At 60.8% G+C, this 15,199-nt stretch carries 11 protein-coding genes and 1 tRNA gene; 6 read left to right on the top strand and 6 right to left on the bottom strand.

Annotation, left to right across the window (positions count from 1 at the left end; genetic code table 11):
- Nucleotides 1–61: 61 nt before the first annotated feature.
- From V4T21_RS05355 to V4T21_RS05345, 3 genes are all read right to left on the bottom strand, one after another.
- Nucleotides 62–1,531: an NAD(P)H-hydrate dehydratase gene (locus tag V4T21_RS05355; protein WP_332714164.1), complete on the bottom strand. Its 1,470-nt coding sequence runs from the start codon at nt 1,529–1,531 to the stop codon at nt 62–64.
- Between the two features lie 179 nt (nt 1,532–1,710).
- On the bottom strand, nt 1,711–3,099 hold the full coding sequence (tig, locus tag V4T21_RS05350) for a trigger factor (protein WP_332714161.1): 1,389 nt from the start codon (nt 3,097–3,099) through the stop codon (nt 1,711–1,713).
- A 45-nt stretch (nt 3,100–3,144) separates the two neighbouring features.
- A tRNA-Leu gene (locus V4T21_RS05345) sits at nt 3,145–3,229 on the bottom strand.
- A gap of 331 nt (nt 3,230–3,560) precedes the next feature.
- Between V4T21_RS05345 and V4T21_RS05340 the strand changes: the two genes are divergently transcribed.
- The 3 genes from V4T21_RS05340 (at nt 3,561) to V4T21_RS05330 (ending at nt 6,569) form a co-directional block, all read left to right on the top strand.
- Nucleotides 3,561–3,899 carry a P-II family nitrogen regulator gene (locus V4T21_RS05340; protein WP_014130680.1) on the top strand — a complete coding sequence of 113 codons (339 nt, stop codon included), beginning with the start codon at nt 3,561–3,563 and terminating at the stop codon, nt 3,897–3,899.
- Between the two features lie 85 nt (nt 3,900–3,984).
- Entirely contained in the window at nt 3,985–5,394 is a 1,410-nt protein-coding gene (glnA, locus tag V4T21_RS05335) for a type I glutamate--ammonia ligase (protein ID WP_332714142.1), read from the top strand.
- 146 nt (nt 5,395–5,540) lie between these two features.
- A complete protein-coding gene (locus tag V4T21_RS05330; RefSeq protein ID WP_332714139.1) occupies nt 5,541–6,569 on the top strand; it encodes a serine hydrolase domain-containing protein in 1,029 nt (342 codons plus the stop codon).
- A 75-nt stretch (nt 6,570–6,644) separates the two neighbouring features.
- Here the strand turns inward: V4T21_RS05330 and V4T21_RS05325 are convergent, their stop codons facing one another.
- Nucleotides 6,645–8,156: an ABC-F family ATP-binding cassette domain-containing protein gene (locus V4T21_RS05325; RefSeq protein ID WP_332714135.1), complete on the bottom strand. Its 1,512-nt coding sequence runs from the start codon at nt 8,154–8,156 to the stop codon at nt 6,645–6,647.
- Between the two features lie 272 nt (nt 8,157–8,428).
- On the bottom strand, nt 8,429–9,322 hold the full coding sequence (locus tag V4T21_RS05320; protein ID WP_332714132.1) for a sulfotransferase domain-containing protein: 894 nt from the start codon (nt 9,320–9,322) through the stop codon (nt 8,429–8,431).
- A 517-nt stretch (nt 9,323–9,839) separates the two neighbouring features.
- Here V4T21_RS05320 and parE point away from each other — a divergent pair.
- From parE to V4T21_RS05305, 3 genes are all read left to right on the top strand, one after another.
- Nucleotides 9,840–11,852, top strand: coding sequence for a DNA topoisomerase IV subunit B (parE, locus tag V4T21_RS05315; protein ID WP_332714129.1), 2,013 nt, complete (start codon nt 9,840–9,842; stop codon nt 11,850–11,852).
- 269 nt (nt 11,853–12,121) lie between these two features.
- Complete coding sequence (locus tag V4T21_RS05310; protein WP_332714126.1) at nt 12,122–13,483, top strand: DEAD/DEAH box helicase; 1,362 nt, start codon at nt 12,122–12,124, stop codon at nt 13,481–13,483.
- Nucleotides 13,484–13,743: 260 nt separating this feature from the next.
- Complete coding sequence (locus V4T21_RS05305; protein ID WP_332714124.1) at nt 13,744–14,802, top strand: GGDEF domain-containing protein; 1,059 nt, start codon at nt 13,744–13,746, stop codon at nt 14,800–14,802.
- 9 nt (nt 14,803–14,811) lie between these two features.
- On the opposite strand, the gene sufA is transcribed toward V4T21_RS05305, so the two are convergent.
- On the bottom strand, nt 14,812–15,198 hold the full coding sequence (gene sufA / locus V4T21_RS05300; protein WP_332714121.1) for a Fe-S cluster assembly scaffold SufA: 387 nt from the start codon (nt 15,196–15,198) through the stop codon (nt 14,812–14,814).
- Between the last annotated feature and the right edge of the window lies 1 nt (nt 15,199).

Below are 15,199 nucleotides of genomic sequence, written 5' to 3'. Positions count from 1 at the left end.
GACCCACCCAGCGCTCCCGCGCCACGTCTCCCCCATAAAGCCCCGCTAAAATAACCCATCCCTAATACGGCTCAATATCGTCCAGCACCTGCGGCACCAGCCCCGGCAGATCTTCCGCCGTCATCCCCCGCATCCCATACGCCATCGCCGCGCGCCCATGAATATAAGCGCCCGCGCATGCAGCCTCATGCGCATCCATCCCCTGCGCCAGCAATCCTCCGATCAGCCCCGCCAGCACATCGCCCGCCCCCGCTGTCGCCAGCAGCGGCGTACCGGTCGTATTGATCACCGCCCGGCCATCCGGATGCGCGATCACCGTATCCGAGCCTTTGAGCAGAACCACTCCCCCCGATCGCCGCGCCGCCTCGACCGCCATATCCGTCTTGGCGCCCTCGATTTCCCCGAACAGCCGTTTGAACTCGCCCATATGGGGCGTCAGCACCACCGACGCCGCCTCGCGCTTCCCGATCGCCGCAAACAGCGCCTCCGGCTCGCCTTCGAAGCTCGTCAGCGCATCGGCATCGAGCACCACCCTTGCCGAACCACCGAGCGCCGTCAGCACCATGTCGCGCGTCGCCTCCCCCACGCCCATCCCCGGCCCCATGACCAGCGCGTTTTTGCGCCGATCCTCCAAAAGCTCTGCCAGCCCGCCGGCGCTCTCCACCTCGGCCAGCATGATCGCGGTCACATGCGCCGCATGCACCATCAGCGCCTCGCGCTGCCCGGCCAGCGTCACCAGTCCCGCGCCGACCCGCGCCGCGCCAAGCGCCGAGAGCCGGGCCGCGCCGGTGTGCAGCGCGTCGCCCGAAACCACGACGCAATGGCCCGCATCGAATTTGTGCCCCGCCGATTGCCGTACCGGCAGCCTCCACAGGCGCGGGTCGTTCTCGAAAAGATCGGCTTCGATTTCCGAAAGCACCGCATCGGGAATACCGATATCGGCCAGCAACACCTCGCCGCACAGCCCCGCGCCCGGCTCCAACAGATGCCCTGGCTTGTGCCGGAAGAACGTCACCGTCAGGTTTGCCTTGACCGCGCTGCCGCGTATGACGCCACTCTCGCCGTCCACCCCCGTCGGAATGTCCACGGCGATCACCTGCGCCCCACTCGCGTTGATCGCCGAAACCAGTTCGCCCATCTCCTCGCCGACATCACGCGACAGACCCGCGCCGAGCAAGGCATCGACGATGATGCCGAAATCCGCGCACATCTCCGGCTGCGCTTTTTCGATATTGCCGCCCCACATGCGCGCCATCATCGCCGCATCGCCCACAAGATCGGTCTTGGCGCAGGTCAGCCCCAGCCGCACCGGCCAGCCGCGTTCGGAAAGCAGCCGTGCCACCACGAACCCGTCCCCGCCATTGTTTCCCGGCCCGCAGAGCACCAGAACCGGCTGCAGCGGAAACCGCTGGCTGACCTCATAGGCAACGGCTTGCCCCGCATTCTCCATAAGCGTCATCGAAGCGACGCCGCTTTCGACAGCCAGCTTGTCGGCCAGGGCCATTTGTCGGGGAGTAAGCAGGTCCTGCACGCGAGACTCCGAACATTGATGCGGACCCCGTAAACGACGCGGGGGCCGCAAGCGTTGCGGAATCCGTTTGAAATTATGTGTGTGTCGATAACGTGGCCGTGATCGCCGGGTCTTCCCCGCGCAAAACAAAAGGGGCCTTTCGGCCCCTTTCAAATCCCGTCGCTAAAAAGCTAAAGCTCTTAGTGCTCGTGATCGTTGTCGATATCGAAGCTGTCCTCGCCCTCGCGAACCAGCTTGACCAGCTCTTCGCGAGCGATCGGCTTGTCGGTGATATCGGCCTTTTCCACCACGAAATCGATGACCTTGTTCTCGAAGATCGGCGCACGCAGGCTGGCAAGAGCGTTGGGGCTCTTGCGGTAATAGTCGTAAACCTGCTGCTCCTGCCCCGGGAAGCGGCGAACTTCGGCGATCAGCGCCTGCTGATGCTCTTCGTCCGAAACCGTAACTTCGTTGACATTGCCGATCTCGGCGACGACCAGCCCCAGGCGCACGCGGCGCTCGGCGATCTTCTGGTAGTCCTCGCGCGCCTTCTCCTCGGTCGTTCCTTCGGATTCGAAGGTCTTGCCGTGATGCTCGACCTCGTGCTTGACGCGGTTCCAGATGGCGTTGAACTCGGCTTCGACCAGCTTTTCGGGCACGTCGAACTTGTGGCCTTCATCGAGCGCGTCGAGCACCAGGCGCTTCACGCGCTGCTGGGAAAGATTGCTGTTCTGGGCTTCGACCTGATCGCCGATCGCCTTCTTGAGCGCTGCGAGGTCTTCCAGGCCGAGCGTCTTGGCGAACTCGTCGTTGAGTTCCACATCGGCCTTGGGCCCGTCCACATGGAGCATCGTCACGTCGAACTCGGCCTTCTTTCCGGCCAGCTCTTCGTTCTGATAATCCTTGGGGAAGGTAACCTTGATGGTCTTTTCCTCGCCCTTCTTGATGCCGATCAGCGCTTCCTCGAAACCAGGGATGAACTGGCCCGAACCTACCACCAGATGGGTATGGTCGGCCGACCCGCCCTCGAAGGGTTCGCCGTCGATCTTGCCGACGAACGACACGCCCACGCGGTCGCCGTCCGCGACGACGCCTTCGTCGCCCTTGTCCTCATAGCCGCGATTCTGCTTGAAGAACTTCTCGACTTCCTCGTCGATTTCCGTGTCGGCGACTTCAACGACAGGGCGCTCGATCTTGATGGTCGAGAAATCCATCAGCGACACCGGCGGCAGCACTTCATAGCTCACCGAGAACTGGAGATCGCCGTCGCCGTCCAGAACGCGGTTGATCACCGCCTGATCCTCGGAAAGATCGATCTCGGGCTGGCTCGCTGCCTTTTCCGAGCGTTCCTCGAGCGTCTTGTTGACGGTGTCGTTGATCGAATCCTGCAGCACTTCGCTCATCAGCGAGCGGCCATAGACCTTCTTGAGGTGTGCGGTCGGCACCTTACCCGGCCGGAAACCCTTGAGCTGCACCTTGCCCCGAACCTCGTCGAGCTTTTCGTCGAGCTTGGATGCGAGCACCGTCGCCGGAATGGTCACATCGAGCTTGCGGCGAAGCCCTTCGTTCAGAGTCTCAGTCACGTTCATTTCAGTTCGATCCCGTCTTAGCTATTCAGGTTGGGCCGGCGATGGTGGTGCGGGTGAGAGGAGTCGAACCTCCACGCCTTGCGGCGCTGGAACCTAAATCCAGTGCGTCTGCCAGTTCCGCCACACCCGCGCGATCTCGTACGCCGGGCGCCGAGTTGGCACGCGTCCTAGCCCAACTTCCCCTTCCAGTCAAAGCCTCATTGAAGCGAGACCATCTCGTTTGCCCCGCAAAATCTGCCGCTTATGTAGTCACAGGCCTCGTGCGAGCCGGTCGATATCTGCATAAAATCGATGCAATATGCCCATTTTCTAGCCATTGAACCGCATAACGAATTGATGTTTCCTAAGCGATATCGCCAGTAACCTACTGTAATTATTTATAAGTATTGTCCGCCAACACACTTGGCACACGCCATGCATTCAACGGGCCAACCGGTCCCGAACCATGAGGAGACGTGGAAATGAAAAAGATCGAGGCCATCGTCAAACCGTTCAAGCTCGATGAGGTCAAGGAAGCTCTGCAGGAAGTGGGGCTTCAAGGCATCACGGTCACCGAAGCCAAGGGGTTCGGCCGGCAAAAAGGGCATACCGAGCTTTATCGCGGCGCGGAATATGTCGTGGACTTCCTGCCCAAGGTGAAAGTCGAAGTCGTCGTGCCCGACCAGCTCGCCGACAAGGCCATCGAGGCCATCCGCAACGCTGCCCAGACGGGCCGTATCGGCGACGGCAAGATTTTCGTCTCGACCGTCGAACAGGCCATTCGCATCCGTACGGGCGAAAGCGGAGACGAAGCTCTCTAGCTTTCGGCCAACCAAAATCAGGCGCGCGAACCCTCCTCCCGGACCGTCGCGCCACAACAACAAACTTCAAACTGGGGATCTATAAATGAGCTCAGCAACCGACCTGATGAAAAAAATCAAGGACGAAGGCATCAAATATGTCGACCTTCGTTTCACCGACCTGCGCGGCAAGCTTCAGCACGTCACCATGGACGCGACGATCGTCGATGCCGACATGTTCGAGGAAGGCGTCATGTTCGACGGTTCCTCCATCGCCGGCTGGAAGGCGATCAACGAATCCGACATGGTGCTCATGCCCGATGCCGATTCCGCCTATGTCGATCCGTTCTTCTCGGCCCCGACCCTGTGCGTGAACTGCGATATTCTCGAGCCCGCCACCTACCAGCCCTACAACCGCGACCCGCGCTCGATCGCCAAGAAGGCCGAAGCCTATGTCGCGACCTCCGGCGTCGGTGACTCGGTGGTTTTCGGTCCCGAGCCTGAATTCTTCCTCTTCGACGACGTGAAGTATTCGACCTCGACCTACAATGTGGGCTTTTCGGTCGACGCCTCCGAGCTTGGCACCAATTCCAACGCCGATTACGAGGGCGGCAACACAGGCCACCATATCCCGCTCAAGAAGGGCTATTTCCCGGTTCCCCCCGTCGATAGCGCCCAGGATATCCGTGGCGAAATGCTCGAAGCGCTTGCCGCGATGGGTGTCACTGTCGAAAAGCACCACCACGAAGTGGCTTCGGCCCAGCACGAGCTCGGCATCAAGTTCGCCCCGATGATCCAGTCGGCCGATCAGGTCCTGCTTTACAAATACGGCGTGCAGCAGGTCGCCCAGTCCTATGGCAAGACGGCAACCTTCATGCCCAAGCCGGTTTATGGCGACAACGGCTCCGGCATGCACTGCCACATGTCGATCTGGCGCGACGGCAAGCCGCTCTTTGCCGGCGACGAATATGCGGGCCTTTCGGAAAGCTGCCTTTTCTACATCGGCGGCGTCATCAAGCACGCCAAGGCCATCAACGCCTTCACCAACCCCACCACCAACTCCTACAAGCGTCTGGTGCCGGGCTTTGAAGCTCCCGTGCTGCTGGCCTATTCGGCCCGCAACCGTTCGGCTTCGTGCCGCATCCCCTTCGGCCAGAGCCCCAAGTCCAAGCGCGTGGAAGTGCGTTTCCCCGATCCCCTCGCCAACCCCTATCTCGCCTTCACGGCGCTCCTGATGGCGGGGCTGGACGGCATCAAGAACAAGATCCACCCGGGCGACCCGATGGACAAGGATCTCTACGAGCTTCCCAAGGAAGAACTCCGCGATATCCCGACCGTTTCCGCCTCGCTGCGCGAAGCGCTCGAGAACCTCGATAAGGACCGCGACTTCCTCAAGGCGGGCGGCGTGATGGACGATGATTTCATCGACTCCTACATCGCCCTCAAGATGGAAGAAGTGATCCGCTTCGAGCACACCCCCCATCCCGTTGAGTACGAAATGTACTATTCGGCCTGATCCGGCCGGAACTGCGAAAAGGCCCCCAATGGGGGCCTTTTTTATGCTCGCCATTTCGTGATCGACCCATCGCCTCCAAGGCCCCAGAAAAAGCCATCTTGCCCGCCAAACGAAATGTCCGATCTCTTCCGGCCAGGGCCTTGCACATGACGACCAACTCTTACCTCTGCCTTCCGTCCGCAATGGCATTGGTCGCCATTCTGGCCATGGTCGTCCCTGCCATTTCGCAGGAAGCCGATGATACGCTTTCGACAGTGCTCGACGCCGCCGACGAACTGGAATCGCTGCGCACCATCGTCGTCGCCCACGTGGGCGAAATCCTCGCCGATCGAGGCTATGACGACTATTCCACCAGCACCCCCACCAACATCAAATCCGCCTCCAAGGTCATCGTCACCACGATGATCGGCATCGCCATCGAACAAGGGTTGCTCGAAAGCGCCGACCAGCCGATCGCCACCCTCCTCGCTGACGATTTGCCCGACGATCCGCCCCCCCAGCTTGACGAGGTGACGCTGAGCCATCTCATGTCGATGCAGGCTGGCCTGCGGGCCACCTCGGGCGCCAATTACGGCGCCTGGGTCACCAGTCCCAATTGGGTCCGCGCCGCCCTCGCCCAGCCCTTCACCGACGCGCCGGGCGGAGACATGATCTATTCAACCGGCTCCACGCACCTTCTCTCGGCCATTCTCACCGAGGTCGGCGGCCAATCCACCCTGGCACTGGCCCGCGAATGGTTCGCCCCCATCGAGGGCTTTTCCATCTCCGCCTGGGAGCGCGATCCGCAGGGCATCTATCTGGGCGGCAACGAGATGGCCATGTCTCCTCTTTCGCTCCTGGCCTTCGGCGAAATGATCCGCAACGGCGGCGTCACAGCCGAGGGCGAACGCATCGTCCCTCAAGCCTGGATCGAGCAATCCTGGGAGCAACGCACCACCTCGCGCTTTGGCGGCCATGGCTACGGCTATGGCTGGTTCCTGGCCAATATCGGCGGTTTCGACACCCGCTACGCCTGGGGCTATGGCGGGCAGATGCTCTACATCGTTCCCGACCTCGATCTCACCGTCGTCATGACCTCCGACCCCACCAACCCTTCCGGCGGCAACGGCTACCGCGACCGCCTCCACGATCTCCTCGCCGACATCATCGCCGCGGTCGAAACGGAAACGCCCTAGGTCGAGCTTCCCTCCCACTGTCATTCCGGGATTTATTCCCGGAATCCAGCAGCAGCCTCTCCACACCCTCTAGGCTCACCCCACCGTCATCGCCGCGAAAAACGCCTCCGCATCCTCCGCTTCCACCAGCCGCCCCTTCTCGATCACAACAAACCTGTTGGCCACCTCCCGCACGAACGCCCGGTCGTGCGATACCAGCACGCAACTGGCCTCGTGCTCGATGATTTCCCCAGCCAGCACGTCCTGCCCGGCGATATCCACATGGTTGGTGGGCTCATCCAGAAGGTAGAAATTGGGCTCGATCAACCGCAACGCCAGCAGCCCCAGCCGCGCCCTCTGCCCCTGCGACAACCGCGCGATCGGCACTCCATGAGCGTCCGGGTCGACCCCCGCCCCCGCCAAAAGCGCCCGCGTCCTCTGGTCCCCCTGTCCCAGTGCGGAAATATAGCCGAACGGCGTTTCCCGCTCCGGCACGAAGTCCAGCGCCTGGTCCATATAGCCGGTGACCAGGCTTGGCGTCGCCCTGATGCCCTCCACCGTCTGCCCGCCGAGCAACACCCGCCGCAGCATCTCGATCAGCGTGGATTTCCCCGTCCCGTTCCGCCCGAGCAGCACAATCCTGTCGCCCTGGAAAATATGGAGCTTGGGGATCGCGAACAGCTTTCGCCCATCCGGCGTCTGAACCGTCAAATCCTCGATCGCCACCAGCACCTTGGCATGCGTTCCACGATTGGCGAGCCGAATGTCCCCGCTGCGTTCCTTGTGCAGCGATTTGGCCTGCGCCTCGATTTTCTCGGCCCGCTCGCGCAATTGCTTTTGCTTTTTCTGCAAAAGGTCGCTGCCCGAATTGATGCCGATATTCTTGAGCTTGGCCGATTGCTGCCGAAGCTGGCTCGCTTCCTTGAGGTCGCGTTCCCGCTTCGCCGCATCGCTCGCGTCCTCCGCCGCCAGCGCTTCCCTCGCTCGCGTATAAGGCAGAGGAAAATAGCGCGACACATCGGGCCGCAGAAACAACGTCCGGTTGGTCACCGCGTCGAGAAAACTCCGGTCATGGCTCGCCACGATCACCGGCACGGTCCCAATGGTCTCGAACCAGCTTTCGAGCAATGCGATCTTTTCGAGGTCGAGATGGTTGGTCGGCTCGTCCAGCACCAGAACGTCCGGATCGCTCACCCACGCCCGCATCAACACCATCAACCTTTGCCATCCGCCACTCAACTCTCGCACCGGACGTTCACGCAATTCGTCCGGCGTCGAGAGCGAATCCAGCACCACATCCACCCGCCAGCTCTCGCTCGCCAGCGTTTCCGGTTCGAGCCCGCTCGCCACGGCCTCGAAAAGACTGAGGTCGAGCAGGTTTTCGGGCACAATCTGCGGCACCTCTCCCACCCGCGTCCCGCGTGAAAGCGTGATTTCGCCCGCCGTGAGTTCGGCTTCGCCGGTAAGGCATCGGAGCAGCGTCGTCTTGCCCGCTCCATTGCCGCCGACCAGCCCGACGCGGTCGCCGGGGCCTATGGCCAGGGTCATATCGTTGAACAGTTGCGTCTTGCCGGTCACGCCGGCCGATTTGAGGGTGATTGTCGTCATTTCGATCTCGAAGGGTATGGGCGGCCTCGTGGCACACCGAATTCTGCCTGGGCCTCATCCTCTTGCCGGATGCGGCCATTCGCTCAGGGCAGACCCTTACGGAAAAACGAATACGAAATGTCCGGCGGGATCAGCCCTGCAACATCTGTTGCAGGGCACAAACAGGCCCGCGCGCATGACAGTGTTGCCAAATGCCGAACACGGAGCCCTCCCTTCTAGCTAAACACCAAACACGACCTATATATTGAAGATAGCGGACGCCTCGGCAACCCCTAGTTCGCAATCCGGGGCGCGTGCCGCTGCGCCAGTATCAACGCCGCCCTGCGGTCGATATCGGCGTATTGCAGCACCGTATCCGTCAGATATCCATGCGCATCCATCTGCACCCCATGCGCCTCGATAATCGCCCGCGCATGAACGGGTTTGAGCGTTTCGCGATAGTCCCGCAGTCCCGCTTCCAGCCCGCGCGCCTTGTGCGTTTCGGCCAGTAAACCGACCGCCGTGGCAATTCCCTTTTCCGGAACCGGAATCTTCATATGAGATGTCAATGCCTTGAGTTCTTTGGTCGAATTTTTCCGAAGATCTTCGAAACGGATCACATGAACTTCCGGCTGGCGCTGCGCCGTCCAGCTCGCAACGTTCTGGCTCCACGACCCCTGCGGCTCGGAAACCAGATGCGGATTGGCCCGCACCCTGCGGTCCTTGGTCATCATCGCCTCGATCACCCGAACAGGCTGCAATCCCGTCGCATCCACCAGCGCCGCCGCCACCTCGAGCGGATTGCGCACCACATAGGTCCCGCCCACGGAAACCTTGGTATTGAACGTGGGATGACCATGAAAAGTCCCCCGGATCGCATGGGTTTTGACGACGGGAAAACCCTTGTTCCAACTGGCCAGCAACTGGTGCACCTTGGGCCTGGCCTCGGCCACTTCCTCTTCCCCCAGCGCCAGTGCGTCCTTGCCGGTCACTTCCTTATAGAAGCGTCCTTGAGAATCGAGGGGAATGATGTTGTCGATATTGCGCATATCGATCCGCTTGGGCGGATTGGGCTGGGCCAGCGCGATCATCAGGAAAATCGCCGACCGCACCCAATTGCTGCCCGAACGGGGGTAAGAAGCAACGAAATACAGCGGACGGATAGGCTTGGCCTGCGGCTCGGACACGCGCGAACTCCTCGAAACATCTCCGGCCATTAGTTATCGCCCGCCGCTTGGGCGCGCAATGGCAGTGGAAAATCAAGCGAGGAAAAACACCGCCGCAAGGCTGGGCAAAAGCACCATCCTGGGGAGGGAAAGGTGGGCAAGCCGGTACGCAGAACTCTTCAACCCGGCCTGCACCCACCTGAACATTCCACGTGCTGTGCCAGACGCATGATACGCAGCATTCCGGGCAGGTTCCGCACGCATACGGCAACTCCAAACACATGAACCGTATGGAGAAATTTCTAACCCATCAGGCTTAAGAAAGTCCTGATGAGTGACGAACCGAAAGTAAATCGCGCCGAATTTTCGGCCCCTCACTATGTGCCAAGATGAGAATAAGGCAGCCTCCAGACTGAACGTTGTGACGCGTCAAAAACGGTTGAAATGCCGCAGAAACTATGGTGTCTCCGTTCTGTTCGACTGCCTTATGATAGGCCAAGTTTTCTCCCTGATTCGCTTTTCGCGACGTTTCGAGGCCATGACCGACAACAACGATCTTTTCGGCGACACCCCACCAGCGCCCGCTGCCCAGCCGCAGCGCGCCGCTCCGGCTCGCGAGCCGGCGCCCTCGGGGTCCTATTCGGCCGCCGATATCGAAGTTCTCGAAGGGCTCGAGCCGGTCCGCCGCCGTCCGGGCATGTATATCGGTGGCACCGACGTCAACGCCCTGCATCATTTGTTCGCCGAAGTCATCGACAACTCGATGGACGAGGCGATCGCGGGACACGCAAGCCGCATCGAAGTTCATCTGGGCGCGGACGGATATCTGACCGTTGTGGACAATGGACGCGGCATCCCCGTGGACAGCCATCCCAAGATGCCGCATCTTTCGGCGCTGGAAGTCATTATGACCACGCTGCACGCGGGCGGCAAGTTCGATTCCAAGGCCTATGAAACCTCGGGCGGGCTGCACGGCGTCGGCGTTTCGGTCGTCAACGCGCTGACCGACGATCTCATTGTCGAAGTGGCGCTCGATCAGACCCTTTATCGCCAAACCTATTCGCGCGGCAAATCCACCTCGCCGCTGGAAAATGTCGGCCGCGTCAACAATCGCCGTGGCACGACGATCAGATTCCATCCCGATCCTCAGATTTTCGGAACATCCATCAAATTCATTCCCGACCGGATTTTCCGGATGACGCGCGCCAAGGCATATCTCTTCGGCGGCGTGGAAATCCGCTGGTCCTGCGACGAAGCCCTGGCCAGCGATGACGTTCCAGCCAAGGCGGTTTTCCATTTCCCCGGCGGCCTGCGCGACTTCATCGAGCGTCGCATCGAGGGCAAAACCCGCATCGTAGACGATGTTTTCTCCGGCAAGCTCGGCAAGCCTGGCAGCCACGGCTCGGTCGAATGGGCGATCTCCTGGTATATCGGCGACAGCTTCACCTCCTCATACTGCAACACGGTGACGACGCCGGACGGCGGCACCCATGAAGCAGGCCTGCGCACGGCGCTGCTGCGCGGTTTGAAGAGCTATGCCGAGCTCGTGGGCAACAAGCGCGCGGCGGCGATCACGTCTGAGGATGTCCTGGGCCATTGCGGCGCCATGCTTTCAGTCTTCATCCGCGAGCCGGAATTCGTCGGCCAGACCAAGGACAAACTCGCCTCGGGCGAAGCCACGCGCATCGTCGACAACGCCATTCGCGACGCTTTCGATCACTGGCTCACCGCCGCCCCCAACCAGGCCAACAAGCTCCTCGAATGGACCATCGAGCGCGCTGAAGACCGCCTGCGCCGGCGCAAGGAAAAGGAGATCGACCGCAAATCAGCGACGCGTAAGCTCCGACTACCCGGCAAGCTGGCCGATTGCAGCCAAACCGCCGCCCAGGGCGCCGAGCTTTTCATCGTGGAAGGCGACAGCGCAGGCGGTAGCGCCAAACAGGCACGCGACCGCGCCAGCCAAGCCGTCCTGCCCCTGCGCGGCAAAATTCTCAACGTCGCAGGCGCCAGCCGCGAAAAGCTCGCGGCCAATCAGCTCATTGCCGATATGCTACAGGCGCTGGGCGTGGGCACGCGTGACAAATATCGCGAAGACGATTTGCGGTACGACAAGATCATCATCATGACCGACGCCGACGTCGACGGGGCCCATATTGCCTCGCTGTTGATGACGTTCTTCTACCAGGAATTGCCCAAGCTGATCGAGCAGGGCCATCTTTATCTCGCCCTGCCCCCGCTCTACCGGCTTTCCCAGGGCGCCAAGACCGCCTATGCCATGGATGACGCTCATAAGACGCAGCTTATGGAAGAAGAATTCACGGGACGCGGCAAGGTCGAGGTCACCCGGTTCAAGGGGCTTGGTGAAATGCCTCACGCCCACTTGAAAGAAACGACGATGAATCCCAAATCCAGGACACTGCTCCAGGTCCGCGTCGTTTCCGATCGCGGCGAAACGACCGACACCGTTGATCGTCTGATGGGTAACAAGCCCGAAGCGCGCTTCGAGTTTATTACCGAAAAAGCGGCTTTCGTCACAGATGTCGATGTTTGATCACCATTGTAGCATTGCATGTTAATCTTGATGACCAAATCAAGATTGACTTGAACCCAAGGTAGTTTATGGTCCCGCTCGTCAGAGGCCATACCCGTTCGCCTGCGAATTCCATGCAGGTTAGAGCCCGAGCGTTCTCCAAACGCGAAAAGCTCCAAGTGTGGATGAAGTGTACCGATTTCCGCTGGCGACACCTCGAAAAGGAATGATCAGGGCCGTTGGCCGATGATTTCCGTGGCATCTGACACGAACATGATGGACATCCGATTTTGACTGTTGAATTTTCCGAGCTCGGCTTGGGCGACAAAGTCACCGAAGCAGTCGCTGCAGCCGGCTATACCAAGCCAACCGATATTCAGGCGCAAGCCATCCCGCACGTCCTCGAAAAGAAGGACCTGATCGGCATTGCCCAGACCGGCACGGGCAAGACCGCGTCCTTCGTGCTTCCCATGCTCTCGCTTCTCGAAAAGGGCCGCGCCCGGGCACGCATGCCCCGCACCCTCATTCTCGAACCGACGCGCGAACTCGCTGCGCAGGTTCACGAGAACTTCGAGAAATACGGCAAGAACCATCGCCTTACGGTGGCGCTTCTGATCGGCGGCGTTTCCTTCGAGGACCAGAACAAGAAGCTCGATCGCGGCGCGGACGTTCTTATCGCCACGCCCGGCCGCCTGCTCGATCATTTCGAGCGCGGCCGCCTGCTTCTCACCGGCGTCGATATCCTGGTGATCGACGAAGCCGACCGCATGCTCGATATGGGATTCATTCCCGATATCGAACGCATCTGCGGACTGCTCCCGCCGCGCCGGCAAACCCTGTTCTTCTCAGCAACCATGCCGCCCGAAATCCAGAAACTGACCCAGCGGTTTCTGCGCGATCCCGTAAAAGTCGAGGTTGCTCGGCAGAATTCGACCGCCGAGACCATCGATCAGAAGCTGCTCAAGGTCGGCAAGACTCCGGCGGAAAAGCGCGCCGCCCTGCGCGACCAGATCCGCGCGGCCAAGGAGATGAAGAACGCCATCATCTTCTGCAATCGTAAGCGCGACGTCGCCACTGTTGCCCGCTCGCTCGAGCGCCACGGCTTTTCTGCAGGCGCGTTGCACGGGGATATGGATCAGAAATCGCGCATGGAAACGCTCGATCGTTTCCGCGCCGGTTCCCTGCCCATCCTTGTGGCTTCCGACGTCGCCGCACGCGGCCTCGACATTCCGGCGGTGAGCCACGTCTTCAATTTCGACGTACCCACCCATGCGGAAGACTATGTGCATCGCATCGGCCGTACGGGTCGCGCCGGTCGCTCGGGTTCGGCGATCACGCTCGTTGCGCCGGGCGAGACCAAATATGTCGACGCGATCGTCAAATTGATCCAGCGCGACATCGAATGGTTGGACGCGGCCCCTGCAGCATCGCCCGCACCGGCAGCGGACCAGGCGTCAGCCGAAGCAAGAAGCGCGCGACGCGCGCGCCAGCAGGATAGACAGAAAAACGAGCCGCCCAGGCAGGCGGCCAAACCTGCCGAGCCAGCGCCCAAGCGCCGTGAGCCATCACGCAGGGGCAATGACGACGGCCCGGCCAGCTTCAAGACCGAAGGACACATTCCCGCCTTCCTGCTCCGCCCGGTCGGGAAATAGGCCCCTTTTATCTCGCCCATGTTACTGGTCCGGTTGCATTTTTTATCTGGACAGTCTTTCGGCGACCCACTAGCTAATTGGGTAATCCGAGCCAGGGGGCCGCGGGATGATCGGGTGTAATCGCAACTTCGCCACGTAGTCGATCGGGCGGCCAATTGGCCGCTCGCTTGAATATACGCAACAGCGGCAATATGCGATTTAAGGTGCGTTTAAGCCTCCCGTCATATGATTTGGCAAGAACGGGTGATGGTTGACGCATCGTGACGAACCTGGATTTTGACCGTGCTTCAGGATTTGCCAACGCGGCATTCGCCCTGCTCAAGCGTTCGCAGATCCCGCCTTTTCCAGTTTATTTCGAACTCTTCTACACCTACGCCACCGGTGCCAACGCAGAGCTCAATGCCGAGGTCAACGCCATTCTCGGCCAATCCGGCGCGATGAGCATCGAAACCGCCTCCAATCTCTGCGAACGTTTCCTCAGGATTTCGGACATCGAAGAAAACCTGCGTGCAATGTCGCAGGTGATGAGTCGCAAGATCACCGACGTCAATCAGGCGATAGACATTGCAATGGTGTCGGCAGATTCTTATTCGGGATCGCTGCAGCAGGCCTCGGGTGATCTCGAAGCCGGCATCGATGAAGACGCGCTCAAGATGCTGTCTTCGCGCCTGCTCAAGGAAACCCGGCGCATGCAGGACATGAACCGGCGCCTCGAAGCCGAGCTCGAAAACTCCCGGGACGACATATCGCTTCTCCAGCGCGACCTTGACGAGGTGCGCAAGGAATCCATGCTCGACCCGCTGACCAAAATCCCCAATCGCAAACGGTTCGACGAGCAGTTCGCCGCCGAATTGCAGCGCGTGAATTCGTCGGGCACGCCGTTATCCCTGCTTGTGTTCGATATCGATCATTTTAAGGCGTTCAACGATACCTATGGGCATTTGACGGGCGATCAGGTGCTGCGGCTGGTGGCCCAGGTCCTCAAGGCCAATCTCAAGGGCCGCGATATGCCGGCACGTTTCGGAGGTGAAGAATTCATCGCCATCCTGCCGGAGACGACGCTGGACGGCGCGATCTCTGTCGCCGAAACCATCCGCCGTTCGGTGCAGGCCAAGGAACTGCTCAAGCGCTCGACCAATGAAAAGCTCGGTCGCATTACCCTTTCGGTCGGAGTGGCCCAGTGGCGGGCCGGCGATACGGTTGCGAGCCTTATCGACCGTGCCGATAAATGCCTCTACGCAGCCAAGGGTGCGGGAAGAAATCGCGTGATCAGCGAGCGCGACATGGCGGGCGCATTGGGAGCGTCCGACATCGCGTGAGGGGTAGGCTTATGCCGGCGCGCCGGCGCGGGCCTTCGCCAGTTCGGCAAGGTCGGCGGGCTTGAGCTGTACGCTCTCGCCACACCCGCAGGCACCTTCCTGATTGGGATTGTTGAAGGTGAAGCCCGAAGACATCTTGGTCTCTTCGAAATCCATGACGGTGCCGAGCAGGAACAACGTTGCCTTGGGCTCGACCCAAACGTCGACGCCCCGGTCCTTGATGTGATCGTCTCCCGCAACGGGCTCGGTCACATAGTCGAGCGTATAAGCCATGCCCGCGCAGCCGGCATTCCTGACGCCGACCCGCACGCCGATCACCGGCTTGTCGCTATCCTCGATGATTTCTCTGATGCGCTCGGCGGCGGCATCGGTGAGTTGCATGATCGCGAACGGCATA

Origin of the sequence: Pelagibacterium mangrovi (assembly GCF_036662815.1) — a bacterium.
In the GTDB taxonomy this organism is placed as follows: domain Bacteria; phylum Pseudomonadota; class Alphaproteobacteria; order Rhizobiales; family Devosiaceae; genus Pelagibacterium; species Pelagibacterium mangrovi.
The sequence above is the reverse complement of the archived record's forward strand: the minus strand, read 5'-3'. Positions and strand labels throughout refer to the sequence as shown.

What these genes read in the sequence shown, in the direction of transcription:
- tig (WP_332714161.1), bottom strand. Translation starts at nt 3,099, where the DNA reads ATGAACGTGACTGAGACTCTGAACGAAGGGCTTCGCCGCAAGCTCGAT.
- sufA (WP_332714121.1), bottom strand. Translation starts at nt 15,198, where the DNA reads ATGCCGTTCGCGATCATGCAACTCACCGATGCCGCCGCCGAGCGCATC.
- V4T21_RS05340 (WP_014130680.1), top strand. Translation starts at nt 3,561, where the DNA reads ATGAAAAAGATCGAGGCCATCGTCAAACCGTTCAAGCTCGATGAGGTC.
- glnA (WP_332714142.1), top strand. Translation starts at nt 3,985, where the DNA reads ATGAGCTCAGCAACCGACCTGATGAAAAAAATCAAGGACGAAGGCATC.
- parE (WP_332714129.1), top strand. Translation starts at nt 9,840, where the DNA reads ATGACCGACAACAACGATCTTTTCGGCGACACCCCACCAGCGCCCGCT.
- V4T21_RS05325 (WP_332714135.1), bottom strand. Translation starts at nt 8,156, where the DNA reads ATGACGACAATCACCCTCAAATCGGCCGGCGTGACCGGCAAGACGCAA.
- V4T21_RS05330 (WP_332714139.1), top strand. Translation starts at nt 5,541, where the DNA reads ATGACGACCAACTCTTACCTCTGCCTTCCGTCCGCAATGGCATTGGTC.